Annotated in this window: 21 protein-coding genes and 1 pseudogene; 15 read left to right on the top strand and 7 right to left on the bottom strand. The window is 72.7% G+C overall.

The annotated features are described in order from the left end of the window. Nucleotides 1–132: 132 nt before the first annotated feature. On the bottom strand, nt 133–948 hold the full coding sequence (locus B4N89_RS10290; protein WP_078975585.1) for a biotin--[acetyl-CoA-carboxylase] ligase: 816 nt from the start codon (nt 946–948) through the stop codon (nt 133–135). Between the two features lie 103 nt (nt 949–1,051). Here B4N89_RS10290 and B4N89_RS10295 point away from each other — a divergent pair, with 103 nt between their 5' ends. The 4 genes from B4N89_RS10295 to B4N89_RS10305 all read left to right on the top strand — a co-directional run bounded on the left by B4N89_RS10295 (nt 1,052) and on the right by B4N89_RS10305 (nt 3,811). Then, nucleotides 1,052–2,638 carry an acyl-CoA carboxylase subunit beta gene (locus B4N89_RS10295; RefSeq protein ID WP_078979255.1) on the top strand — a complete coding sequence of 529 codons (1,587 nt, stop codon included), beginning with the start codon at nt 1,052–1,054 and terminating at the stop codon, nt 2,636–2,638. A 24-nt stretch (nt 2,639–2,662) separates the two neighbouring features. Next, nucleotides 2,663–2,863 (top strand): acyl-CoA carboxylase subunit epsilon, encoded by a 201-nt coding sequence (locus B4N89_RS10300; protein WP_078975586.1) that lies wholly within the window; start codon nt 2,663–2,665, stop codon nt 2,861–2,863. Between the two features lie 125 nt (nt 2,864–2,988). Continuing rightward, nucleotides 2,989–3,105 carry a morphogenic membrane protein MmpB gene (gene mmpB, locus B4N89_RS53340; RefSeq protein ID WP_414646362.1) on the top strand — a complete coding sequence of 39 codons (117 nt, stop codon included), beginning with the start codon at nt 2,989–2,991 and terminating at the stop codon, nt 3,103–3,105. 97 nt (nt 3,106–3,202) lie between these two features. Then, the gene (locus B4N89_RS10305) at nt 3,203–3,811 is read left to right on the top strand and encodes a nucleoside triphosphate pyrophosphatase (RefSeq protein ID WP_078975587.1); all 609 of its coding nucleotides are present in this window, start codon (nt 3,203–3,205) and stop codon (nt 3,809–3,811) included. A 718-nt stretch (nt 3,812–4,529) separates the two neighbouring features. On the opposite strand, the gene B4N89_RS10310 is transcribed toward B4N89_RS10305, so the two are convergent. Further along, entirely contained in the window at nt 4,530–6,335 is a 1,806-nt protein-coding gene (locus B4N89_RS10310) for a proline-rich domain-containing protein (protein ID WP_078975588.1), read from the bottom strand. A gap of 231 nt (nt 6,336–6,566) precedes the next feature. Here B4N89_RS10310 and B4N89_RS10315 point away from each other — a divergent pair, with 231 nt between their 5' ends. Further along, on the top strand, nt 6,567–7,016 hold the full coding sequence (locus tag B4N89_RS10315; protein ID WP_078975589.1) for a hypothetical protein: 450 nt from the start codon (nt 6,567–6,569) through the stop codon (nt 7,014–7,016). 77 nt (nt 7,017–7,093) lie between these two features. Further along, nucleotides 7,094–7,930 (top strand): helix-turn-helix domain-containing protein, encoded by an 837-nt coding sequence (locus B4N89_RS10320; protein WP_078975590.1) that lies wholly within the window; start codon nt 7,094–7,096, stop codon nt 7,928–7,930. A 36-nt stretch (nt 7,931–7,966) separates the two neighbouring features. Here the strand turns inward: B4N89_RS10320 and B4N89_RS10325 are convergent, their stop codons facing one another. Further along, entirely contained in the window at nt 7,967–8,497 is a 531-nt protein-coding gene (locus tag B4N89_RS10325; RefSeq protein WP_161500684.1) for a GNAT family N-acetyltransferase, read from the bottom strand. Nucleotides 8,498–8,720: 223 nt separating this feature from the next. On the opposite strand from B4N89_RS10325, the gene B4N89_RS49725 reads away from it, so the two are divergent. Together B4N89_RS49725 and B4N89_RS10330 are read left to right on the top strand one after the other, a co-directional pair. Continuing rightward, nucleotides 8,721–8,933, top strand: coding sequence for a hypothetical protein (locus B4N89_RS49725; protein WP_161500685.1), 213 nt, complete (start codon nt 8,721–8,723; stop codon nt 8,931–8,933). A gap of 214 nt (nt 8,934–9,147) precedes the next feature. Beyond that, a complete protein-coding gene (locus B4N89_RS10330) occupies nt 9,148–10,914 on the top strand; it encodes an acetyl/propionyl/methylcrotonyl-CoA carboxylase subunit alpha (protein WP_078975592.1) in 1,767 nt (588 codons plus the stop codon). Nucleotides 10,915–11,235: 321 nt separating this feature from the next. Here the strand turns inward: B4N89_RS10330 and B4N89_RS10335 are convergent, their stop codons facing one another. Both B4N89_RS10335 and B4N89_RS10340 read right to left on the bottom strand, forming a co-directional pair. Next, a complete protein-coding gene (locus B4N89_RS10335) occupies nt 11,236–12,054 on the bottom strand; it encodes a DeoR/GlpR family DNA-binding transcription regulator (RefSeq protein ID WP_020552647.1) in 819 nt (272 codons plus the stop codon). 544 nt (nt 12,055–12,598) lie between these two features. Beyond that, nucleotides 12,599–14,017 carry an NAD(P)H-quinone dehydrogenase gene (locus B4N89_RS10340; RefSeq protein WP_078975594.1) on the bottom strand — a complete coding sequence of 473 codons (1,419 nt, stop codon included), beginning with the start codon at nt 14,015–14,017 and terminating at the stop codon, nt 12,599–12,601. 36 nt (nt 14,018–14,053) lie between these two features. Here B4N89_RS10340 and B4N89_RS10345 point away from each other — a divergent pair, with 36 nt between their 5' ends. The 5 genes from B4N89_RS10345 to B4N89_RS10365 all read left to right on the top strand — a co-directional run bounded on the left by B4N89_RS10345 (nt 14,054) and on the right by B4N89_RS10365 (nt 18,311). Beyond that, complete coding sequence (locus tag B4N89_RS10345) at nt 14,054–14,494, top strand: gamma-glutamylcyclotransferase (RefSeq protein WP_020552649.1); 441 nt, start codon at nt 14,054–14,056, stop codon at nt 14,492–14,494. 45 nt (nt 14,495–14,539) lie between these two features. After that, nucleotides 14,540–14,992 carry a hypothetical protein gene (locus B4N89_RS10350; protein WP_143657920.1) on the top strand — a complete coding sequence of 151 codons (453 nt, stop codon included), beginning with the start codon at nt 14,540–14,542 and terminating at the stop codon, nt 14,990–14,992. Nucleotides 14,993–15,174: 182 nt separating this feature from the next. Continuing rightward, nucleotides 15,175–15,984: a purine-nucleoside phosphorylase gene (locus B4N89_RS10355; RefSeq protein WP_078975596.1), complete on the top strand. Its 810-nt coding sequence runs from the start codon at nt 15,175–15,177 to the stop codon at nt 15,982–15,984. Nucleotides 15,985–16,054: 70 nt separating this feature from the next. After that, a complete protein-coding gene (locus tag B4N89_RS10360) occupies nt 16,055–17,749 on the top strand; it encodes a phospho-sugar mutase (protein WP_078975597.1) in 1,695 nt (564 codons plus the stop codon). A 226-nt stretch (nt 17,750–17,975) separates the two neighbouring features. Further along, on the top strand, nt 17,976–18,311 hold the full coding sequence (locus tag B4N89_RS10365; protein WP_078975598.1) for a hypothetical protein: 336 nt from the start codon (nt 17,976–17,978) through the stop codon (nt 18,309–18,311). Between the two features lie 143 nt (nt 18,312–18,454). Here B4N89_RS10365 and B4N89_RS10370 read toward each other — a convergent pair. Further along, a pseudogene (locus B4N89_RS10370) lies at nt 18,455–19,030 on the bottom strand (nitroreductase family protein); the annotation flags it as partial. Nucleotides 19,031–19,098: 68 nt separating this feature from the next. On the opposite strand from B4N89_RS10370, the gene B4N89_RS10375 reads away from it, so the two are divergent. Next, nucleotides 19,099–19,497, top strand: a complete 399-nt coding sequence (locus tag B4N89_RS10375; RefSeq protein ID WP_078975599.1) for a winged helix-turn-helix transcriptional regulator — start codon at nt 19,099–19,101, stop codon at nt 19,495–19,497. A gap of 40 nt (nt 19,498–19,537) precedes the next feature. Here the strand turns inward: B4N89_RS10375 and B4N89_RS10380 are convergent, their stop codons facing one another. Further along, nucleotides 19,538–20,839, bottom strand: coding sequence for an MFS transporter (locus B4N89_RS10380; protein ID WP_078979256.1), 1,302 nt, complete (start codon nt 20,837–20,839; stop codon nt 19,538–19,540). 63 nt (nt 20,840–20,902) lie between these two features. On the opposite strand from B4N89_RS10380, the gene B4N89_RS10385 reads away from it, so the two are divergent. Then, the gene (locus B4N89_RS10385) at nt 20,903–21,850 is read left to right on the top strand and encodes a LysR family transcriptional regulator (RefSeq protein WP_078975600.1); all 948 of its coding nucleotides are present in this window, start codon (nt 20,903–20,905) and stop codon (nt 21,848–21,850) included. Nucleotides 21,851–21,954: the final 104 nt, after the last annotated feature.

A 21,954-nucleotide genomic window follows, 5' to 3' on the forward strand; every position in this document is an offset into this window, starting at 1 on the left:
ACCGACCCCACAAACCCGAGCCCCCGGCACTCAGGACACTCGGCCACGAGGCCACTTCGGACTCACCCCCAGCAGTAAGTCCGCAGCCTGTGCCACATGACGCAACGGGTGGGCGGGTGGGAACAAAACCCCTCAGCCCGCAGGGCGAACGTGCACCACGTCCCCCGCGCCCACCGCCACCTGCCCCTCCGGCCCGGCGACCAGAAGCCGACCCTCGTCGTCGATCCCCGTCGCCGTCCCCTCCAGTGTCGGCTTGGCCGGCAACTCGACCCGGACCCGCCGCCCGATGGTGGCGCACGCGTCGGTGTACGCGGTCGCCAACCCGCACGCCTGCGCATCCCCGCCCGCCAGCCGCCAGCGGGTGTACCACTCCTCCACCTCGCGCAGCAGCGCCCGCAGGATCGGGTCCCGGTCGGTGCTCTCGGCGCCGGCCAGGAGCAGCGAGGTCGCGGTCGGTACCGGCAGCTCCTCCTCGTGCAGCGAAACGTTCAGCCCGATGCCCAGGACCACGCTCGACCCGGCCCGCTCGGCCAGGATCCCGGCCAGCTTGCGCTCGCCCACCAGCAGGTCGTTCGGCCACTTCAGCCGCACCTCGACCCCGGTGAACCGGGACACCGCCGACGCGGCGGCCACCCCGGCGAGCAGCGGCAGCCAGCCCCAGCGCGCGACCGGGACCTCGTTCGGCGCCAGCGTCATCGACACCGCCAGCCCCGAGCGCGGCGGCGCGGTCCACCGCCGGTCCAGCCGGCCCCGGCCCGCCACCTGCGATTCGGCGACCAGTACCAGCCCCTCGGCCTCGTCGGCCCGGTTGGCCAGGTCGGCGTTGGTCGAGCCGGTCTCGGGCAGCACGTCCAGCTCGCGCCACAGGCCGCCCGGTACCAACAGGGCCCGACGCAGGGCCGCCTCACGCAGTGGAGGGCGGTCGAGATCCTTGTAAGGAGAGTCCATTCGATCACCCTAGAAGGCACTGCGGGGCAGGGCGGTGATGGTCGCCGGCGTGGCGCGGCTACGCTACCGATCGCCGCCGTTCGACGTGACAGGAGTCAGCACGATGGACCCAGTACAGGGCGATCCCGACATCCACACCACCGCCGGAAAGCTGGCCGATCTCGAGCGCCGGATCGACGAGGCGGTGCACGCGGGAAGCGCCCGAGCAGTCGAGAAGCAGCACGCCAAGGGCAAGATGACCGCCCGCGAGCGGATCGAATACCTGCTCGACGAGGGCTCCTTCGTCGAGCTCGACGAGTTCGCGCGGCACCGCTCCACCAACTTCGGCCTGGAGGCCAACCGCCCCTACGGCGACGGCGTGGTGACCGGCTCCGGCACCGTCGACGGCCGCCAGGTGTGCGTGTTCTCCCAGGACGTCACCGTCTTCGGCGGCAGCCTCGGCGAGGTGTACGGCGAGAAGATCGTCAAGGTCCAGGACCTCGCGATCAAGACCGGCGTCCCGCTGGTGGGCATCAACGAGGGCGGCGGCGCGCGCATCCAGGAGGGTGTGGTCTCGCTCGGCCTGTACGGCGAGATCTTCCGGCGCAACGTGGTCGCCTCCGGGGTGATCCCGCAGATCTCGCTGATCATGGGCGCCGCCGCGGGCGGCCACGTGTACTCCCCCGCGCTCACCGACTTCGTGGTGATGGTCGACCAGACCTCGCAGATGTTCATCACCGGCCCCGACGTGATCAAGACGGTCACCGGCGAGGACGTCACGATGGAGGACCTGGGCGGCGCGCGCACGCACAACAGCAAGTCGGGCAACGCGCACTACATGGGCGCCGACGAGAAGGACGCGCTCGACTACGTCAAGGGCCTGCTGTCCTACCTGCCGAGCAACAACCTGGAGCCGGCCCCGTCCTTCGACGAGGAGGCCGACCTCGAGACCACGGACTACGACCGTGACCTCGACACGCTGATCCCGGACTCGGCGAACCAGCCGTACGACATCCACACGGTGATCGAGCACGTCCTGGACGACGCGGACTTCCTGGAGGTCCAGCCGCTGTTCGCGCCCAACATCGTGGTCGGCTTCGGCCGGGTCGAGGGCCGCTCCGTGGGCATCGTGGCCAACCAGCCGATGCAGTTCGCCGGCACGCTCGACATCGACGCGTCGGAGAAGGCCGCCCGGTTCGTGCGCACCTGCGACGCGTTCAACGTCCCGGTGCTCACCTTCGTCGACGTCCCGGGCTTCCTTCCGGGCACCGACCAGGAGTGGAACGGCATCATCCGCCGCGGCGCGAAGCTGATCTACGCCTACGCCGAGGCCACCGTGCCGCTGGTCACGATCATCACCCGCAAGGCGTACGGCGGCGCCTACGACGTGATGGGCTCCAAGCACCTGGGCGCCGACGTCAACCTCGCCTGGCCGACCGCGCAGATCGCGGTGATGGGCGCGCAGGGCGCGGCCAACATCCTGCACCGGCGCACGATCGCCGCCTCGGACGACCCCGAGGAGACCCGCGCGCGGCTGATCCAGGAGTACGAGGACACGCTGTGCAACCCGTACGTGGCCGCCGAGCGCGGCTACGTGGACGCGGTCATCCGGCCCTCGTCCACCCGGGCCCACGTGGTCAAGGCGCTGCGGGCGCTGCGCGGCAAGCGCGAGACGCTGCCGCCGAAGAAGCACGGCAACATCCCGCTCTAGCCCGGCCAGGACCCGGAGGTCCCCATGATCAAGGTGGTGCGGGGTGAACCCACCCCGGAGGAGTTGGCGGTGATCGTCACCGTCGTGGCGGCCAAGGCGAGCGGCGGCGGCGCACCCGCGCCGGCGCCGGCGGCCCCGTCGCAGTGGAACGACCCGGCGCGTCTGGTGCGCCGACCGCTGCGGCCGGGCCCGGGCGCCTGGCAGGCGAGCGCCTGGCCGTCCTGACCGGCCGAGCGCTCGGATCACGCACCGCCGAGGGCGCACCGGCGATCGACCGTCGGTAAATCGCACGACCCGACTTGAGTACTCGTACTCAGGATCGGACCGGGGCGGCGCCCCACGATGGACGAATGCCCAACCGTGACGAGTTCTCCGAGGAAACCCGGCGCGCCGTGGCCCAGCTGCGGCGCGCCATGTGGATCCTGCCCGTGGTGCTGATCCTCGGCCTGGCCCTGCTCGCACTGTGATCGGGCGGCGGCGGACACCGCCCGGTGTCCGCCGCCGCCCGATACCTGCGCCCCGATTCCTGCCGCCCGACACCTCGGCGCCCGGTACGTTGGCGCCATGACCGACCGCTCCCCTTCCCGCTCCCTCGTGCTCGCCTCGGCCTCCCCCGCGCGCCTGAAGCTGCTGCGCGACGCCGGGCTCGACCCCAAGGTCGTGGTCAGCGGCGTCGACGAGGACGCCCTCGCCGCCGGCTCCCCGCGCGAACTCGCGCTGCTGCTCGCCGAGGCCAAGGCCGACGCGGTCGCCGCCGGGCTGACCGGCGACGAACTGGTCGTCGGCTGCGACTCGGTGCTCGAACTCGACGGAAAGGCGCTCGGCAAGCCCGCCGACGCCGCCGAGGCGCTGGTGCGCTGGCGGTCCATGCGCGGGCGCACGGGTGTGCTGCTCACGGGGCACTGCGTGATCGACCGCCGCACCGGCCTGCGGGTCTCCGAGGTGGCGGCCACCACGGTGCGCTTCGGCACCCCCTCCGACGCGGAGGTGGCCGCCTACATCGCGACCGGCGAGCCGCTGCATGTCGCGGGCGCGTTCACCCTCGACGGCTACGCGTCGCCGTTCGTGGACGGCATCGACGGCGACCCGGGCAACGTGATCGGCCTCTCGCTGCCACTGCTGCGCCGCCTCCTGAACGACGTGGGCGTACGCATCGTCGACCTCTGGACCTGACCCCCGACAACCCCGGGACCCCACCCGCCTGCCGGACAGGCAGCCGACCACCCGGGGCGACCCGACACGCACACCACACCGACCACCCCACGTCCCCGACCGCCGGGGCGACCCGACACGCACACCACACCGGCCACGCAGGGACGACCGTCCGGGGCGACCCGACCGCGCCACCACGCCGGACACACCCGCCACACCGACCACCCCGCGCCCCCGGCCGCCAGGGGCGAACCGAGCGCGCACACCGCACCGGCCACCACGCAGGGACGACCGCCCGGGGCGAACCGACCGCGCACACCGCGCCGGCGAACCACCCGCCAAGCCCGCCACCCCTCGCGGACGACCACTCGTTGCGCCCCGAGGCGCGCCGCTCCGAGAATCACCCGCCTCGCCGCCACCGCAAGGAACAACCACCCGGGGCGACCCGAGTGCGGGCACCGCACGGGGACGACCACCCGGGGCGACCCGAGTGCGGGCACCGCACGGGGACGACCACCCGGGGCGACCCGACCGCAGGCACCGCACGGGGACGACCCATCGATGCGCGCACCGCACCGGGAACCAACCTGCCAAGCCGCCACCCCGCGCGGGCGTCCGCCGGAGCCGGCTTGCCCTGCGGCAGTCGCACGTGCCCGGCCGCCGGGGTCTGTCCGCCTCCGGGCGCGCGCTCGTGGGCGACCGCCACGAGCGGCCCGCCGGCCGCCGAGCCCCGCCTTCGTCAGGCTTCCGGCGCGTCGGTTCGGTTCAGATCGCGGCGGACCGGGCCCGGGCCCAGGTTCGGCAGACCCGGCGACTGCGGGTGGTGCAGGGTGTCGTCTCCGGGCCGCGGCGGGAGATTCGCGTCGACGCCCGACTGCGGTGCCGGCCCGGCCGGTTGGCCGTACCCGCCCTGCGGCTGCGGCACGTGCGGTGAGCCGTACCCGCCCTGCGGCACGTGCGGTTGGCCGTAGCCGCTCGGCTGTTGCGGCAGATACGGCTGCGGGGCCGATTCGGCATAGGCGTTCGGCGCCCACGGTCCGCCGCCGCCCACCGGGGCGCCCACCGGGCCGGGCCCGGGACCGGGACCGCGCGGCGGGGGCGCGGGGGTGCCGCGCATCCCGGCGAACATCGCCAGCGGCAGCGCGATCGCCGCGAGCACCAGCAGCGGCAGCGGTACCCCGCCGGGCTTCTTCGTCAGCCACTCCACCCAGCCGTAGTCCGCCGACGCGGCCTGCAGATCCGGCCACACCGGCCCGCACGCGGCGCCGAGTCCGAACGCCGCGATCGCCGCCTCCGGCCGCAGACCGCCGATCACCACGCCGATCGCCGCCGCACCCGCACAGCGCACCGCCAGCTGGTGTCCGGACCCGGCCGCCGGGCCGATGAACTCGGCCAGGACCAGGGCGAGCGCCGCGAGGCCGATCGCGTACGCCCCGAGCATGCGCGCCGCCACCGCCCCCACGACACCGGCGACTGCGAGGCCGAGCAGCCACGGCACGTATTCGCCCGGTCCGTCCAGGCCCAGGCCCGGATTGGCCTGTGTGCGGTCCCACGCGAACAGCGCGGCCGGGAAGGCGGCCAGCCCGACCGCCATCGCGAGCAGCGCGCCCGCCACCGAGCGCACGCCGTCGACCCGATAGGTCAGCACCGCCGCGACCAGGCAGCCGGCCAGCGCGACCACCGGCCACAGGCCGAACACCCTGGGCGCGTCGTCACCCATCACCACGGTCGCCGCGGCCACCCCGACCCCGGCCAGGCCGAGCAGGAACACCCCGCCCTGGGCCCCGGCCTCGGTCTCCTGCCAGCCCCGCCCGGGCGGCACCAGGATCCGGCCGGTGGGCAGCAGGATCAGCAACCAGCCGAACGCGGCGAGCGGCAACCAGGTCTGCAGGCCGGCCCCCGACTCCCACATCGGCTCCAGCACGTCGTGCCCACCGAGCACGAACAGCAGCGGCACCGCCGCCGCGAGCGTCGCCGCGAACGCGGCGTTCAGCGGCGCCTGATGGCGCGGGACCGCGAGGTGGATCCACAACACCACACCGACCAGCACCTGGACCGCGAAGCCGAACCGCAGCAGATAGACGAAGCCCAGCCAACGCGCCTGCGAACCGTCGTAGTGGGCCGCGATCGGGTCGAGCGCGGTGGTCAGCGCGGCACCGGCCAGGCCGATCGTCAACACGCCGCCGACCGCGCCCCGGCGGTGGGTGAACACACTGTCGGTGAGCCCGATCCCGCCGATCACCAGCGGTACGGCCCACGGCAGCAACACCGCGACCAGATCCCACACCGACCACGACCCGCCGCCGGCGTCCATCGGCGTCGGCTCCGCCCCGTAGGCGGCCGGATCCGCTGCGGGCGCGGCGGGCGTCGCCGGATCCAGCCCCGCCCGGAGCAGCACCAGCGCGCCGGTGGTGGCGAGCACCACGAGCAGCGCGCCCGGCACCCACTCCAGCGACAGTCGACCCACCGGTTCCGGGCGCCGCGCGCGGCCCTCCGCGAATCCGGCGCCGGCCTCATAGGCCTTGCGTACCACCCCGCCGGCCATGGCCGTCTCCCCCTGGTCGTGTGGGTGCAGCTTAGGGAAGAAGCGGCCCCGTCCGCTCCCGAAGCGGACACCCCGAACCCCACTTTTCGAATCCGCCGGAAATCCCTCGGACCACCCACGCCACGGCCCGCCCCACGCCCGTCGACCCGCCGCCATTACCTCCGAGGGAATCGACCGCCCTCCCCCCGCCCGGCACAGTCGTCGTGTCGGCAAACGACCCTGGAGGACTCGATGAGCACCCAGTCCCTGAACCCCACGTTCACGACCGGCGGGCCCGGCGGCCGTGTCCGCGGTGACACCGGCCTGCTGCGGCTCGCGCTGCGGCTCGACGCGATCGCCACCGGCGTCGTCGGACTCGCCGCCCTGGCCGGCTGCGCCCTCGTCGACGGCGCCCTCGGTCTGCCCACCGCGTTCCTGGCCGGCCTCGGCGCCTTCCTGGTCCTGTACGCGGTGGGCGTCTGGCGGATCGGCGGCTCCGACGCGCCGCACCGCACCGCCGTACGCGCGGTGATCGGCCTCAACCTGGTGTGGTTCGCGGACAGCGTGGGAATGGCAATCGCCGGCCTGCTCGATCCGACCACCCTCGGCACCACGCTGATCGTGCTCCAGGCCGTCGCCGTCCTGGGCTTCGCCGACGTGCAGATCCTCGGTCTGCGCAAGGCCCGCACATCCCTCCGGTGAGGGAGTCGCGCGGGGCCGGCGGACCGAACCGCACGCGTCGCGCCGAACTCGCGGCGCACCGCGTACGGTCGGGACCCATGAGTTCGGGATCCACGACCGTCGCCGGCGATCGGTCCGCCGGCCCCGCCGCCCGGCGCACCGGCGGCGAGCTGATCCGGCACTGGCGCCGGCACCGGCGCCTGAGCCAGTTGGAACTGTCCGTGGAGGTCGCGGTGTCCACCCGCCACCTGAGCTTCATCGAGACCGGTCGCGCGGTGCCCAGCCGGGACATGGTGCTGCGGCTGGCCGAGTATCTGGACGTGCCGCTGCGCGAGCGCAACCGCATGCTGCTGGCCGCGGGGCACGCGCCGGAGTACCACGAGAGCCGCCTGGACGCGCCGGAACTGGACCCGATGCCGGCCGTGCTGCGGCAGATCCTGGTCGGACACGGCCCGTACCCGGCGGTGATCGTGGACCGGGCGTGGAACATCGTCGACGCGACGCCGAGTATCGCGATGTTCGTCGAGGGTGTCGCCCCCGAACTGCTCACCGAGCCGCTGAACGCCTATCGGATCAGCCTGCACCCGCGAGGGCTCGCACCGCGGATCGTCAACCTGCCGCAGTGGCGCGCGCACCTGCTGCACCGACTGCGGCGCCAGGTCGCGATCACCGGCGATCCGCTGACCCGGGAGTTGTACGACGAGGTGAGCGGCTATCCCGGCGGCCTCGACGACGAGCCGCCGCCCGGCGCCGGCCCGGGCGCGCCGGCCATCGCGATGGGCATCCGGCACGGCGGGGAGGTGTTGTCCTTCGTCAGCACGGTGGCCACGTTCGGCACCGCGGTGGACATCACCGTCGCTGAGTTGTCGATCGAGTCGTTCTATCCGGCGGACAGGCACACCGGCCGGCTCCTGCGCGAGTGGTTCGGCGACTGACGCCGGCCGGGCGCGACCGGGTCCGCGCGGCGCGCCTCACGGGCGGAGCCGGCAGCCCCAGACGTCGGCGGGCGCGGTCTCCGGATCCGGTCGCCACTCGCCGAGCATCGACCAGTCCCAGGAGCGGAACGCGGCCGCGGCGGAGTTGTCCCGGGGCACCCGGGCCGCGGCGAAGCCGGCGTCGGTGCCGGCGAGCAACTTCTCCCGCATCCGCCCGGCCAGGCCCTGCCGGCGGTGCTGCGGGACGACCATCAGGTCGACGACCACGAACACCTTCCCGGCCGCGGCCGCTTCCGCGATCTCCACGGGCAGTTCGCCGTGCAGTCCGGTCCACCAGCCACTGGCCGCGCGCGGCGGGAACCCGTAGGCGCAACCGGCGGCGTCGCCGCCGCCGTTCGCCACGACCATCTCGAAGCCGGGTTGTTGGATGTGGTCGGCGAAACGCCGCAGGAATTCGGGGCGGCCCGACGGATCCCCGCCGTAGGACTTGACGTATGTATCCGCGACGCTTTCCCGTTGTTGATCGGCCTGCCAACGGGTCAGCCGGCGCAAGAACACCTCTGCCACCACAACCTCCCGTCCAGGCATCGGATGCCTCGGACCTCCACATCGTGGCAGTCCGCCCCGCTCGGGGGAAACACCGTGCGGCAAAACCCGCTCGTCCGGGTCGTTCGCACGGCTCCGACCCGCGGCCGGGCGGTCCGCCCGTTTTCCCCGGTTCCCCCGTTTCGCCCGCCCCGAGCCGGCCGGGCTCGTAGCCTGCGCACGAAGGACGGGGAGGAGAGGGCGGATGAGCCGAGACGTACGGGAACCGGGCAACGCGTGGGACATGTGTGCCGAGGGTCACGACGACCACGAATGGGTGTACCAGTACGGCCCGGACGGGCCGGCCGGCAATCCGTGGGCCAAGGCGTGCAAGCACTGCGGAAAAATGGCGGGGGCAAACGTACCCGAAAGCGGACTCCTCGGGCGGACCTCGGGTGGCGACTGTCTGGGCGGCTGACCCGCCCGACCCCTAAACTGAAACACGTTCCAGGTATACCCGGGCACGGGCGCCGGTCTCGTCCGGAGTACGTTGACCCCACCGGCAACGTGGCCGGCAGCTCCATCGCAGGCCATGAAGCCGGCGGGTTGCCGTACCCATGAGGACGTGGGGCGGCGGATCGTGCCCGCCCCCGAATCCCTAGACTCTCCGCAGTTGAGGAGGGAGCCAGATCGTGCGCAAGGTACTCATCGCCAACCGTGGGGAAATCGCGGTCCGCGTCGCCCGAGCATGCCGGGATGCCGGTATCGCCAGTGTGGCCGTCTATGCCGAGCCGGACCGGGATGCTCTGCACGTGCGGGTGGCCGACGAGGCCCACGCGCTCGGCGGGAACACTCCGGCCGAGAGCTACCTGGACGTGGCCAAGGTGCTGGGGGCCGCCCGGGACTCCGGCGCGGACGCCGTCCACCCCGGGTACGGATTCCTGTCGGAGAACGCGGAATTCGCCCAGGCCGTGCTGGACGCGGGCCTGACCTGGATCGGGCCGCCGCCGCAGGCGATCCGCGATCTCGGCGACAAGGTGGCCGCCCGGCACATCGCCCAGCGGGCAGGCGCGCCCCTGGTCGCCGGCACCCCGGACCCGGTCTCCGGTTCCGCCGAGGTCGTCGAGTTCGCGAAGGCCAACGGCCTGCCCATCGCCATCAAGGCCGCGTTCGGCGGTGGCGGGCGCGGACTGAAGGTGGCCCGCACCCTCGAAGAGGTCCCCGAGCTGTACGACTCGGCGGTGCGCGAGGCGGTGGCCGCGTTCGGCCGCGGCGAGTGCTTCGTCGAGCGCTACCTCGACCAGCCGCGGCACGTCGAGACCCAGTGCCTGGCCGACACCCACGGCAACGTCGTGGTCGTGTCCACCCGCGACTGCTCGCTCCAGCGCCGGCACCAGAAGCTGGTCGAGGAGGCGCCCGCGCCGTTCCTGACCGACGAGCAGAACGCCGAGCTGTACCGCGCGTCCAAGGCCATCCTCAAGGAGGCCGGCTACGTCGGCGCCGGGACCTGCGAGTTCCTGGTCGGCAAGGACGGCACGATCTCCTTCCTGGAGGTCAACACCCGGCTCCAAGTGGAGCACCCGGTCACCGAGGAGGTCACCGGCATCGACCTGGTCCGCGAGATGTTCCGGATCGCCGACGGCGAGGAGCTGGGCTACGACGACCCGCCGATGCGCGGGCACTCGTTCGAGTTCCGGATCAACGGCGAGGACCCGGGTCGCGGCTTCCTGCCCGCCCCCGGCGAGGTCACCACGTGGCTGCCGCCGTCCGGTCCGGGCGTGCGGCTGGACTCGGGCGTCGAGCAGGGTTCGGTGATCGGTCCCGCCTGGGACTCGCTCCTGGCCAAGCTGATCGTCACCGGTCGCGACCGCAAGCAGGCGCTCCAGCGGGCCAAGCGCGCGTTGGACGAGTTCGTCGTCGACGGCATGGCGACCGCGCTCACCTTCCACCGCGAGGTGGTGGTGGACCCGGCGTTCGCACCCGAGCTGGGCGGCTCGACCGAGCCGTTCACCGTACACACCCGGTGGATCGAGACCGGCTTCGAGAACACCATCGCCCCGTTCGGCGGCGGCGCGGACGCGGCCGAGGAGGCCGCCGAGCGCGAGACCGTCGTGGTCGAGGTCAACGGTCGACGGTTCGAGGTCACCCTCCCGGCGGGTCTGGGCGCGTCCGGCGCGGCTCCGGCCGCGGCGAAGAAGGCGCCCAAGCGCGGCGGCGCCAAGAAGGCCGGCGCCGCGGCGAGCGGCGACGCGCTGGCCAGCCCGATGCAGGGCACCATCGTCAAGGTCGCGGTGGAGGAGGGTCAGCAGGTCGCCGAGGGCGAGCTGATCGTGGTCCTGGAGGCCATGAAGATGGAACAGCCGCTCAACGCGCACCGCGCGGGCACGGTCAAGGGCCTGGTCGCGGAGGTCGGCGCGACGGTCACCTCCGGCGCGGTGCTCTGCGAGATCAAGGACTGAACCGGATCGAGAACCGAACCGGATCGAGAACCGAGCCGGATCAAGCACCGAACCCGGTCGGGTCCGAGCCGCGTCGAGTCCGGGCCCGGGTCGAGCGGGACCGAACACCGAGCACCATCGACAACCCGTCGGGATCACATCCGATCCCGCGCATCGCGATCGCCCCCGTGTCGAAACCCTCGGCGCGGGGGCGATCGCGTCCGTGGGGTGAGCGGGCCGTCGGCCCGCGTGCTGCGCGCCGTGCCGCCGGCGCGGGCTCGGCCCGCGGTGTGCTGCCCGGGGGGCGCCGGGCGAGGCGGCACGTGGTCTTCGATCGGTCGCTCACTGGTCGGGCATCACCCCCGGGACGCGCATGTCGCGCATCCGCTCCCCGTTGAACTCCGCGCGGGCGCCGGGAACGGCCCGTTGCGGAAGGGGGGCGATGTGCACCTGCGCGCCCAGCTCGGCCAGCGCCTCGCTCTCCGGACCGGGGGCGTCCTCGTCGGTGACGAGGTGCGTGATCCGCTCCGGGGCCACCGTCTGGAACATGGTGTCCACACCGATCTTGGTGTGATCGACCATGACGACGACCTCGTGCGCGGCCTGGATCAGGGCCCGGTCCACGCTCGCGGACAACATGTTGGGGGTGGACAGGCCACGCTCGGCGGTGAGCCCGTTGCCGGACACGAACGCGCGACGCACACGCAGACCCGCGAGGGCCTGCTCGGCACCGCTGCCGACCAGCGCGTAGGACGACCCGCGCAGCGTGCCGCCGGTCATCACGACCTCGACCCGATTGGCGTGGGCGAGTACCTGCGCGACCAGGAGGGAGTTGGTGACCACGGTCAGCCCGGGGATCCGGGCCAGCCTGCGGGCGAGCTCCTGCGTGGTGGTGCCGGCGCCCACGACGATCGCGTCCCCCTCGTCGACGAGGGAGACCGCGAGGTCGGCCATGGCCGCCTTCTCCGCCGCCGCGAGGTGGGTCTTCTGCGAATAGCTCGGCTCACGGGACAGCCCACCGGGCAGCACCGCCCCACCGTGCCGACGGTCGAGCAGCCCTTCGGCCTCCAGGGCCCGCACGTCCCGCCGAACCGTCACCTCGGACGTCTGGACCACCCGGGCGAGTTCCCGTAGGGACACCGCTCCGTTGGCCCGCACCATTTCAAGAATCAGTTGACGACGCTCTGCTGCGAACACGTGACGAAGGTAACGTGAACGACCGGCTCTTATCAGCCGGTTGCGACTCTTACCCGAACTTGTTCATCGAAGTGATAAGAGTGCTTCGGTTTCCGGGCGCAGCGAAGCCACAGCGTTCGGGAGGGCCAACCATAACGCTGTTCACCGGGCGTCGGATAGCGCTGATGTACAGAGATTTTGCTGCCCCATACAGATTTTGACGGCGCGTCAGCCGGACTCGACGCATGGCGAACACACCGCGAGGCGGCGATCACACCCGGTCCGATTCGAGTATGCGCGGCGATCACGACGCACATCGGATGTTCGAGAAAAGCCACCCGTAAGTGGAGTACCCGGGAGCGTGGAATCCGAATTCCGCGCGCCCCCCGTGCGCCGGAGGCCACGCCCCCGAGTTACCGATCTTGAACTCGGGGGCCACCCGAGGTGTACCGCGCCGATAGTGATCGGCCCGACCTCTCGGGGCGGTTCGACAGATTTTGCGGGTTCCGCGGATTCGGCGCAGACCGGGTCAGGAGCGCTCGCGCCGGTGCAATTGCCGGGCGGCCTCGGCGATCGACCCCGAAAGCGACGGGTAGACCGTGAATGCGCTGGCGATCTGGTCGACGGTCAGGTGCAGGTCCACCGCGAGCGCGACGGTGTGGATCAACTCGCTCGCGCGCGGCGCCACGATCACGCCGCCGACCACGATCCCGGTGCCGGGGCGGCAGAACAGCTTCACGAAACCGTCGTGGATGCCCTGCATCTTCGCGCGCGGGTTGCGCGACAGCGGCAGCTTCACTCCGCGCGCGTCCATCTCGCCCGCGTCGATCGCGGCCTGGGTGTATCCGACCGTGGCGATCTCGGGGTCGGTGAACACGTTCGAGGACACGGCCTTGAGGTTCAGCGGTGCCACCGCGTCGCCCAGCATGTGGTACATCGCGATCCGACCCTGCATCGCGGCCACCGAGGCGAGCGCGAACACACCGGTGCAGTCGCCCGCCGAGTAGACCCCGTTGGCCGTGGTCCGCGAGACCCGGTCGACGCGCACGTGTCCGGTGTCCTTGAGGAAGACGCCGGCCTCCTCCAGACCGATGCCCGCGGTGTTCGGGATCGCGCCGACCGCGACCAGGCAGTGGCTGCCCTCGACGATCTGCCCGTCGGTCAGGGTGACGATTACGCTGTCGCCGTCGCGCTTGACGCTCTCCGCGCGCGAGCGGGACATCACCCGCATACCGCGCCGGCGGAACACGCCCTCCAGCACCTCGGCCGCGTCCGGGTCCTCGCCCGGGAGCACCCGGTCGCGGCTGGAGACGAGGGTCACCTTGGAGCCCAGGGCCTGGTACGCGCCGGCGAACTCGGCGCCGGTGACGCCGGAGCCGACCACGATCAGCTCGCGCGGCAGCTCCGACAGGCCGTACATCTGCTTCCAGTTCAGGATCCGCTCGCCGTCCGGCTCGGCGCCCGGGATCTCGCGCGGGTGGGCGCCGGTGGCGATCAGGATCGCGTCCGCCTCCAGCGTGCGCTCGCCGCCGTCGGCCAGGTCGGCCACCACGCGGCGCGGCCCGTCGAGGCGGGCAGTGCCGCGCAGCACCCGTACGCCGGCGCGCGTGACGCCCTGCGCGATGTCGTTCGACTGCGCCTTGGCCAGCTGCAGCACACGCCGGTTGACCACGCCCAGGTCCACGCCCACGATCGGGCGGTCCAGCGTGCCGGGGGTGCCGTCGTCGACGTAGATGCCGAGCTCGTGATGCGAGTCGGCGAAGTTCGTCATGACCTCGGCCGTGGCGATCAGCGTCTTGGACGGGACACAGTCCGTCAGTACCGCCGCACCACCCACGCCTTCCCGCTCTACCACCGTCACCTCGGCTCCGAGCTGTGCCGCGACCAAAGCCGCTTCGTATCCGCCGGGTCCTCCGCCTACGATCACAATCCGAGTCACGGGTGTCATTCTCTCCCATGACCGCGCGTCGCGTAGGCTGCGGCCATGCCCCTCTACGCCGCGTACGCAAGCAACCTCGACGCGCGGCAGATGGCCCGGCGTGCCCCGCACTCACCTCTGCGCCACACCGGTTGGCTGCCCGGCTGGCGGCTGACCTTCGGCGGCGAGCAGTTGGGGTGGGACGGATCGCTGGCCACGGTCGTCGAGGACGAGTTGTCCCAGGTGTTCGTCGCGCTCTACGACCTGGCCGAGATGGACGAGCCCGACCTCGACCGCTGGGAGGGCATGCCGCTCGGCCTGTACCGCAAGGTCCGGGTCCGGGTGGAGTCGCTGTTCGGCGAACAACTCGCCTGGCTGTACGTACTCAACGACTACGAGGGCGGCCTGCCCTCGGCACGCTACCTCGGCATGGTCGCCGAGTCCGCGGAGTCGGCCGGCGCCCCCGACGACTACGTCAAGGAACTCCGCAACCGCCCCTGCTCCTAGACCCCGACGCGGCCCTGTGGCGTGTCCGCCCGAAGGAGCCCGAGCGTGTCGAGCGTGCGCATCGGTCCGAGCCCTCGGCAGCGGGTCGCCTCCGTGCTGCTCGGCGCCGGCGCACTGGCGGCCGTCGCCTGCGCCTTCGCCGTCCGGCCCGCGTGGGGCATCACGATCGTGGTCGCGCTCTACTACTGTGTCCGGCTGCTTCTGCGGGCACTGGGCCGGGTCACCGTGGACGCGTACGGCGTGGACGTGCGTCGCGTCGGCGTCGCGCGATACGCGTGGCGCGAGATCACGGCCATGCGCGAGGAGCGCTGCCGGGGTTCGCGCGAGGTGCGACTGCTCCTGATCGACGGGCGTGCCGTACGCCTGCCCGCCCCCCGGACCGGTCGCGTCCTGCGCGATCCGGACTTCGACGCGAAGGCGGCCTCGCTCAAGGCGGCCTGGACCGCCGCGCTGAGGCTCCCCGCGGCCGAGCCGCGGCCGGTCGCCGATCGGGACTGAGGCACCGCGCACGATCCGGGCCACCTCGCCCACCGCGTACCGTGTCCCGTGTCGCCTGAACGGACGTATCGTCTCGTATCCGTACGAGTCTTCCCCCGCTGTCATTGCGGTCGTATCACAGTCTTCTACGCGCATAGACCCCGGCCGCGCCGTTCACAGGTGCAGCATTTACGCTCGTCGATGTGAACGTATTGGATAGCCACGACCCGTACACGGCCGCCGCCGAGGCCGCCGAAAGCCTGCAGCGGATCACCGGTGCCGCGACGCACGACATCGCGCTCGTCATGGGCTCTGGCTGGGTGCCCGCCGCCGACATGCTGGGCGAGCCGGAACACGAGTTCCCGGTCACCGCGCTGCCCGGCTTCCCGCCGCCCGCCGTCGAGGGCCACGCCGGCACGGTCCGCTCGCTGGTCATCGGCGACCGGCGCGCGCTGGTGTTCCTCGGCCGCACCCACCTCTACGAGGGCCGGGGCGTCGCCTCGGTCGCCCACGGCGTGCGCACCGCGGTCGCCGCCGGCTGCAAGGCCGTCGTACTGACCAACGGCTGCGGCGGCCTGCGCCCGTCGTTCGTGCCCGGTCAGCCCGTACTGATCAGCGACCACATCAACCTCACCGCCGCGTCGCCCATCGTCGGCGCCAACTTCGTCGATCTGACGGACCTCTACTCGCCGCGGCTACGCGCGTTGTGTCGCGAGGTCGAGCCCGACCTCGAAGAGGGCGTGTACGTGCAGTTCCCCGGCCCGCACTACGAGACCCCGGCCGAGATCGGCATGGTCCGCGCGATCGGCGGGCACCTCGTCGGCATGTCCACCACGATCGAGGCGATCGCCGCGCGCGAGGCCGGCGCCGAGGTCCTGGGCATCTCCCTGGTCACCAACCTGGCCGCCGGCATGACCGGCGAACCGCTCAACCACGAAGAGGTCCTGGCCGCCGGACGCGCGTCCGCCGAGCGTATGGGCCGCCTGCTCACCCAGGTCCTGCCGCGCATCTGAGCGTGTGGGTCCGCCGGCCCGCGCGGACCCTTCCCGATCCCCTCCCGATCCCTTCCGCACCGAGGAGTCCGTGTTGAGCGACGTCATCGAGATCGCGCGCGCCTGGCTGGCCGAGGACCCGGACCCGGACACCCGGGCCGAGCTCGAAGCGTTGCTCGATTCGGACGACCGGGAGGCGCTCGCCGACCGCTTCGCCGGCCTGCTCCAGTTCGGCACCGCCGGGCTGCGCGGCGAATTGGGCGCCGGGCCCAACCGGATGAACCGCGCCGTGGTCATCCGCGCGGCGGCCGGTCTGGCCGAATACCTCAAGAGCGTGTACGTCACCGACACCGCCGCGCCCGCCGCGACCCGCAACGCGGTGGTGATCGGGTTCGACGCGCGGCACAAGTCCGACGTGTTCGCCCGGGACACCGCCGCCGTCATGGAGGCCGCCGGGCTGCACGCGCTGGTGCTGCCCCGGCCGCTGCCCACCCCGGTGCTCGCCTACGCGATCCGGCACCTGGGCTGCGTCGCCGGCGTGATGGTCACCGCCAGCCACAACCCGCCGCGCGACAACGGCTACAAGGTCTACCTCGGCGACGGGTCGCAGATCGTGCCGCCCGCCGACGCGGAGATCGCCGCGCGCATCGCCGCGGTGCGCTCACTGGCCGACGTACCGCTCGCCGAGGACGGGTGGGAGACGCTGAGCGAGGCGGTGATCGACTCCTACCTCGACCGCGCGGTGTCCGTGGTCGAGGCGGCCGGGCCGCGCGACGTGCGGATCGTGCACACCGCGATGCACGGCGTGGGCACCACCGTGATGCTCGGCGCGTTCGACCGCGCGGGCTTCGCCGACGTCCGTCCGGTGCCCGAACAGGCGGACCCGGACCCGGACTTCCCGACCGTGGCGTTCCCCAACCCGGAGGAGCCCGGGGCGATGGACCTGGCGTTTCGCACCGCGCTCGCCGAGGACGCCGACCTGGTGATCGCCAACGACCCGGACGCCGACCGGTGCGCGGTGGCGGTTCCGGACCCGGCCGCGGCGGGCGGCTGGCGGATGTTGCGCGGCGACGAGGTCGGCGCGCTGCTCGGCGCCGAGGTGGCCCGCCGGGGCACCGACGGCGTGTTGGCCACGACCATCGTGTCCTCGTCGCTGCTCGGCGCGATCGCCCGGGACAACGGCATCGCGTACACCGAGACGCTGACCGGCTTCAAGTGGCTGGCACGGGTGCCGAACCTGGCGTTCGCGTACGAGGAGGCGCTGGGCTACTGCGTCGACCCGGCCGGCGTGTGCGACAAGGACGGCGTCACCGCCGCGCTGATGCTGGCCGAACTCGCGGCGGGCGCCAAGCGGGACGGCCGCACGCTGCCCGCGCTGCTGGACGGGATCGCCACCCGCTACGGCCTGTACGCGACCGACCAGTATTCGGTGCGGGTGGACCGCCTCGACCTGATCGCCGACGCGATGCGCCGCCTGCGTACCGAGCCGCCGCACACGCTCGGCGGCCTCGCCGTGGCCGGCGTCGACGACCTGCTGAACCCGCCGGCCGCCGACCTGCCGGCGACCGACGGCCTGCGCTACACACTGGCCGGGGACGGCGCGGACCTGCTGGCGGGTCGGGTGGTGGTCCGCCCGTCCGGGACCGAACCCAAACTCAAGGCGTATCTCGAGGTCGTGGTCGACCCGAAGCGGATCGCCACGATCGGCGTGGCGGCCGCCCGCGCGGCGGCGGACGCGGCGTTGGCGGCCCTGAAGCGCGACCTGGCCACGACGCTGGGCATCTGAGCGCGGGCGTTTGCTCGATTCCCGGGCCGAACGGGCCGGTGGACACGTGTGGGGCGGGGTGGCCGGTCGGCCGTCCCGCCCCACGCATGTCCACCCCGACCCGGACCCGCCCGGGGTCGGGTAGTACTTGCGTACGGGTTTGGACTGGCCCTGGGGACGGATGTGCGCGAGGGGTCCGCCGGCGGATGGTGGATACGTCGGCAGAACCCGTTCCCGAGAGGTCGTCATGAGCACCCCGTTCCGCTTTTCCGCACCCGGCACGCACCGCCCGCGGCAGGTCTTGCGGTGGGCGATGGCCGGGCGGTCGATCCCCGCGCTGACGAGCTTCGTCGGCGGCGTCCTGCTACTGCCGGTGCTCGTCGCGGGCCTGGCGTACGCGTTCGGCTCGGACGCCGCGAGTGCCCTCATGCACACCCTCACGCCGGACACCGGTGTCGGCGGCGGCCCGGACCTCGGCGGCTCGTGGTCCGCTCCGATCGCGGGCGCCGCCCTGCTCGGAGTCGGTGCCCTGCTCGTGCTGTTCGGCACCGGCCGGCTGGTCCGGCGCCGCCGCGACCGCTGACCCCGGTCACGGGTGCCGTAGCGGCCCCGGAAGACGTTGCGCTCGATCGGGCGCCGCCCCGGGTGGCGGCGCTCCTCGGTCGGGTAGCCGACCGCGACGACCAGCGCGACCGCCAGGTCGTCGCGGTCACCGACGCCGATCGCCCGCTTGACCGAGTCCTCGTCCCAGCCGTTCATCGGCGAGGTGGCCAGGCCCAGTTCGGTCGCGGCGAGCAGCACGTAGGTGGCGGCGATCATCGCGTCCTTGATCGCGTACTCGCGCAACATCCCGCGCGCGGCCAGACCTTGCTGGAACCGCTCGGACTCGGCCGCGAACATCGCCACGAACTCGTCGTTCCACGCGCCGGCGCGGTGCGCCTGCTCGTAGACGTCGGCGCGGTCCTCGCGCCAGGCCTGCGACTCGGCGACGAACACCAGCAGAACCGGCGCCTCGTGCGCCTGCGGTTGGCCGCCGGTGGCCGCGATCAGACCCGCACGCGCCTCGGCGTCGTCGGACACCACCACGATCGAGCGGTCCTGGAGGTTCCAACTCGTCGGCGCCTCGACGGCCAGTTCGAGCAGGGTGTCGAGCAGGTCGGCCGGGACCGGTTCGGGCCGGTAGTGCCGGATGGTGCGGCGGGTGCGGATGGCCTCGGCGACCGAGGTCGCGGGGCTCGGCGCGGGAGTGTCCACGGTGTTGTCGTCGCCGCGGACCCGGTCGTCGATGGTGTGGGTGCTCATGGACACGATTTTGGGTGCGCCACTCTCCAACAGGAAGTAGGCACTAATTGGTGCGCTACTCTCCGACCATGGTGACCATCGTCGAATCGGTCGGCCTCCCCGCCGACGTCTACAGCGCCAAGTGCGCCACACGTCAGGTCCTGGACCACATCGCCGGCAAGTGGACGGTGCTGATCGTGGACGTCCTGCGCGACGGACCCATGCGCTACACGGAGTTGAGCCGCCGGATCGAGGGGGTGTCGCAGAAGATGCTCACCCAGACCCTGCGCGGCCTGGAAACGGACGGTTTCGTCCTGCGCACGGTGACCCCGACCATCCCGCCCCGGGTGGACTACGCGTTGACCGACCTCGGCCGCAGTCTGGGCGAGCCGATCCGCGCGCTGCGCGAGTGGACCGAGACGCACATCAACGAGATCGAACGGGCCAGGATCGAGGTCGCCGAACGCAAGGCGGCCCAGGGCTACTGAATCACCGGGTCACCGGGTCACCGGGTCACCGCGGGTCGGGTCAGGCCGCCGAGCGCGCGTGGGCGTGCGGCCGGCGCGCCCGTGCCGGGGCCGGGCTCGGGCTCCTCACCGGCCGGCCGCTCAGCCCTGCCGCCACCACGCCCGCGGCGGCCATCAGCACCAGCACGAGCAGTACCGCGCCGGTCCAGCCCTGCCCGTGGAAGGCGACCCCGCCGACCGGCCCGCCCACGCTCGCGCCGAGGTAGTAGGCCGCCAGATAGAGCGCGGACGCCTGCGCGCGGCCCTCGCGGGCCCGCAGTCCGACCGCCGAACTGGCCGCCGAGTGGCCCGCGAAGAATCCCGCCGTGAGCACGATGAGACCGACCACGACCAGGGCCAGGTTGTCCGGAAGGGTCAGCAACGCCCCCGTCGCGGTGATCGCCGCCGCCGTCCACAACGTGACCCGGTGCCCGAGCCGACCGACCAGCCGCCCCGACGCGGCCGAACTGAACGTGCCCGCCAGGTAGATCACGAAGATCGCGCCGACCACCGTCTGCGGCAGCGCGAACGGCTCGGCGAGGAGCCGGTATCCGAGGTAGTTGTAGACCGTGCCGAAGGCGGCCATGAAGATCATGCCGAGCAGGTACAACCGGCGCAGCACCGGATCCGCCAGGTGCGACCGCAGCACGCCGGTGAGCCGAGCCGCGGACATCGTCGACGGGGTGAAGTTGCGCGACGCCGGGAGCAGCACCCGGAAGGCGATCGCCGAGCCGAGCGCCAACAGGCCCACCACCACCAGCGCGATCCGCCAACCGCCCAGGTCCGAGGCCAGGCCGGTGACCAACCGGCCGCCCATGCCGCCGATGCTGTTGCCCGCCACGTACAACCCCATGGCCGAGCCGAGCGAGGGCCGGTCGACCTCCTCGGCGAGGTACGCCATCGCGGTCGCGGGCAGCCCCGCCAGCGCCACGCCCTGCACCGCGCGCAGCACGACCAGGGTGGCGAAGTCCGGGGCGAACGCGGCCAGGACGCCCAGCAGCGCGGCGGCGAACACCGAGACGGTCATCACCCGCGAGCGGCCCCACCGCTCGGAGACCATGCTCACCGGGATCACCGCGAGCGCGAGCGCGCCGGTGGTCACCGAGACCGACAGGCTCGCCGTGGCCGGGTCCAGGTCGAAGCGGGCCGACAACTCCGGCAGCAGCGTCTGCGTCGCGTACAACATCGCGAAGGTGGAGAAGCCTGCGGCGAACAGCGCCAGGTTGACCCTGCGGTACCCGCGCGAGCCGCGCGCGTGCCGGGTGGGCTCGGATGTCGGGGCGGGGGTTGGGGCGGGGTCCGAAGCGGTGTTCGAGGCAGGCATGTCCACGAAGCTAGACCGCGTCGTTTCATGCGTCCAATGCATGTTTCGGCGAGAATCCATGCCATGCCGTATGACAGCAGGTCGGCGGAGGTTTCCGAGGTCGTCGCGGCCATCGCGCCGCTCCTGACCCAGTTCGCGGCGGTCGCACGGGAGGAGCACATCACCCGGGCGGCGGCCGGGATGGGCATCCCGCAGCCCACCCTCAGCCGCACGATGGCCCGACTGGAGGCCGACGTGGGCGTGCCGCTGCTGGGCCGGACCGGGCGCGGCGTGGCGCTCACCCGGCAGGGCCACACCCTGCTCGGATATGTGGAGCAGGCACTGGCCCTGCTCGAACGCGGCCTCGACGAGGTGATCGAGGACGCGGGCGAGGCGCGCGGCAAGGTCGCCTTCGGGTTCCTGCACACGATGGGCCCCGAGGCGGTGCCCGAACTGCTGCGCGCGTTCCGGGTGGACCACCCCGGCATCCGCTTCCAACTGGTCCAGGCGTCGGCGTCGGTGATGCTGGAGCGGATGCGGGCGGGCGAACTCGACCTGTGCCTGACCGCGCCGCTGCCGGACGCGCCCGACCTGGCCGTGCGCGCGTTGGACGACCAGCGGCTCTACCTGGTGGTGCCGGCCGACCATCGGCTCGCCGGCCGGCGGCGGGTGCGGTTGGCCGAGGCGGCCGAGGACGTGTTCGTCTGCATGGAACCCGGCTACGGCCTGCGCCGGATCACCGACGCGCTGTTCGCCCAGGCGGGATTCGTCCCCAAGGTCGCGTTCGAGGGCGAGGAGACGGAGACCCTGCGCGGCCTGGTCGCGGCGGGGCTCGGGGTGGCCCTGCTGCCCGCGCCCGACACCCCGCGCCCGGGCACGGTGGATCTGACCGTCACCGCGCCGCGCGCCTTCCGCACCATCGGGCTGGCCTGGATGCCGAGCCGTCCGGAGACCGCGCCGGTACGGCTGTTCCGCGAATTCGTGCTCGGCCGCCGGGGTCGGCTGCTGCACCCGGATCCGGCCAACGACTGAGTCCCGCGCGGGAGTTCGGGTCCCGCGACACGCCCCTGCGCAGGCCGTTTCGGGGAGTGGATCGTGGTCGCGGGCGCCGATCGGGCATCGCTCGCGCGCACATG

This window comes from Embleya scabrispora (genome assembly GCF_002024165.1).
GTDB lineage: Bacteria > Actinomycetota > Actinomycetes > Streptomycetales > Streptomycetaceae > Embleya > Embleya scabrispora_A.

Excerpts from the sequence above, each read along its gene's own strand:
- B4N89_RS10365 (WP_078975598.1), top strand. The coding sequence starts at position 17,976 with ATGAGCACCCCGTTCCGCTTTTCCGCACCCGGCACGCACCGCCCGCGG.
- B4N89_RS10320 (WP_078975590.1), top strand. The coding sequence starts at position 7,094 with ATGAGTTCGGGATCCACGACCGTCGCCGGCGATCGGTCCGCCGGCCCC.
- B4N89_RS10295 (WP_078979255.1), top strand. The coding sequence starts at position 1,052 with ATGGACCCAGTACAGGGCGATCCCGACATCCACACCACCGCCGGAAAG.
- B4N89_RS10335 (WP_020552647.1), bottom strand. The coding sequence starts at position 12,054 with ATGGTGCGGGCCAACGGAGCGGTGTCCCTACGGGAACTCGCCCGGGTG.
- B4N89_RS10380 (WP_078979256.1), bottom strand. The coding sequence starts at position 20,839 with ATGCCTGCCTCGAACACCGCTTCGGACCCCGCCCCAACCCCCGCCCCG.
- B4N89_RS10340 (WP_078975594.1), bottom strand. The coding sequence starts at position 14,017 with ATGACACCCGTGACTCGGATTGTGATCGTAGGCGGAGGACCCGGCGGA.
- B4N89_RS49725 (WP_161500685.1), top strand. The coding sequence starts at position 8,721 with ATGAGCCGAGACGTACGGGAACCGGGCAACGCGTGGGACATGTGTGCC.
- B4N89_RS10290 (WP_078975585.1), bottom strand. The coding sequence starts at position 948 with ATGGACTCTCCTTACAAGGATCTCGACCGCCCTCCACTGCGTGAGGCG.
- mmpB (WP_414646362.1), top strand. The coding sequence starts at position 2,989 with ATGCCCAACCGTGACGAGTTCTCCGAGGAAACCCGGCGCGCCGTGGCC.
- B4N89_RS10305 (WP_078975587.1), top strand. The coding sequence starts at position 3,203 with ATGACCGACCGCTCCCCTTCCCGCTCCCTCGTGCTCGCCTCGGCCTCC.
- B4N89_RS10300 (WP_078975586.1), top strand. The coding sequence starts at position 2,663 with ATGATCAAGGTGGTGCGGGGTGAACCCACCCCGGAGGAGTTGGCGGTG.
- B4N89_RS10375 (WP_078975599.1), top strand. The coding sequence starts at position 19,099 with ATGGTGACCATCGTCGAATCGGTCGGCCTCCCCGCCGACGTCTACAGC.
- B4N89_RS10385 (WP_078975600.1), top strand. The coding sequence starts at position 20,903 with ATGCCGTATGACAGCAGGTCGGCGGAGGTTTCCGAGGTCGTCGCGGCC.
- B4N89_RS10315 (WP_078975589.1), top strand. The coding sequence starts at position 6,567 with ATGAGCACCCAGTCCCTGAACCCCACGTTCACGACCGGCGGGCCCGGC.
- B4N89_RS10345 (WP_020552649.1), top strand. The coding sequence starts at position 14,054 with ATGCCCCTCTACGCCGCGTACGCAAGCAACCTCGACGCGCGGCAGATG.
- B4N89_RS10310 (WP_078975588.1), bottom strand. The coding sequence starts at position 6,335 with ATGGCCGGCGGGGTGGTACGCAAGGCCTATGAGGCCGGCGCCGGATTC.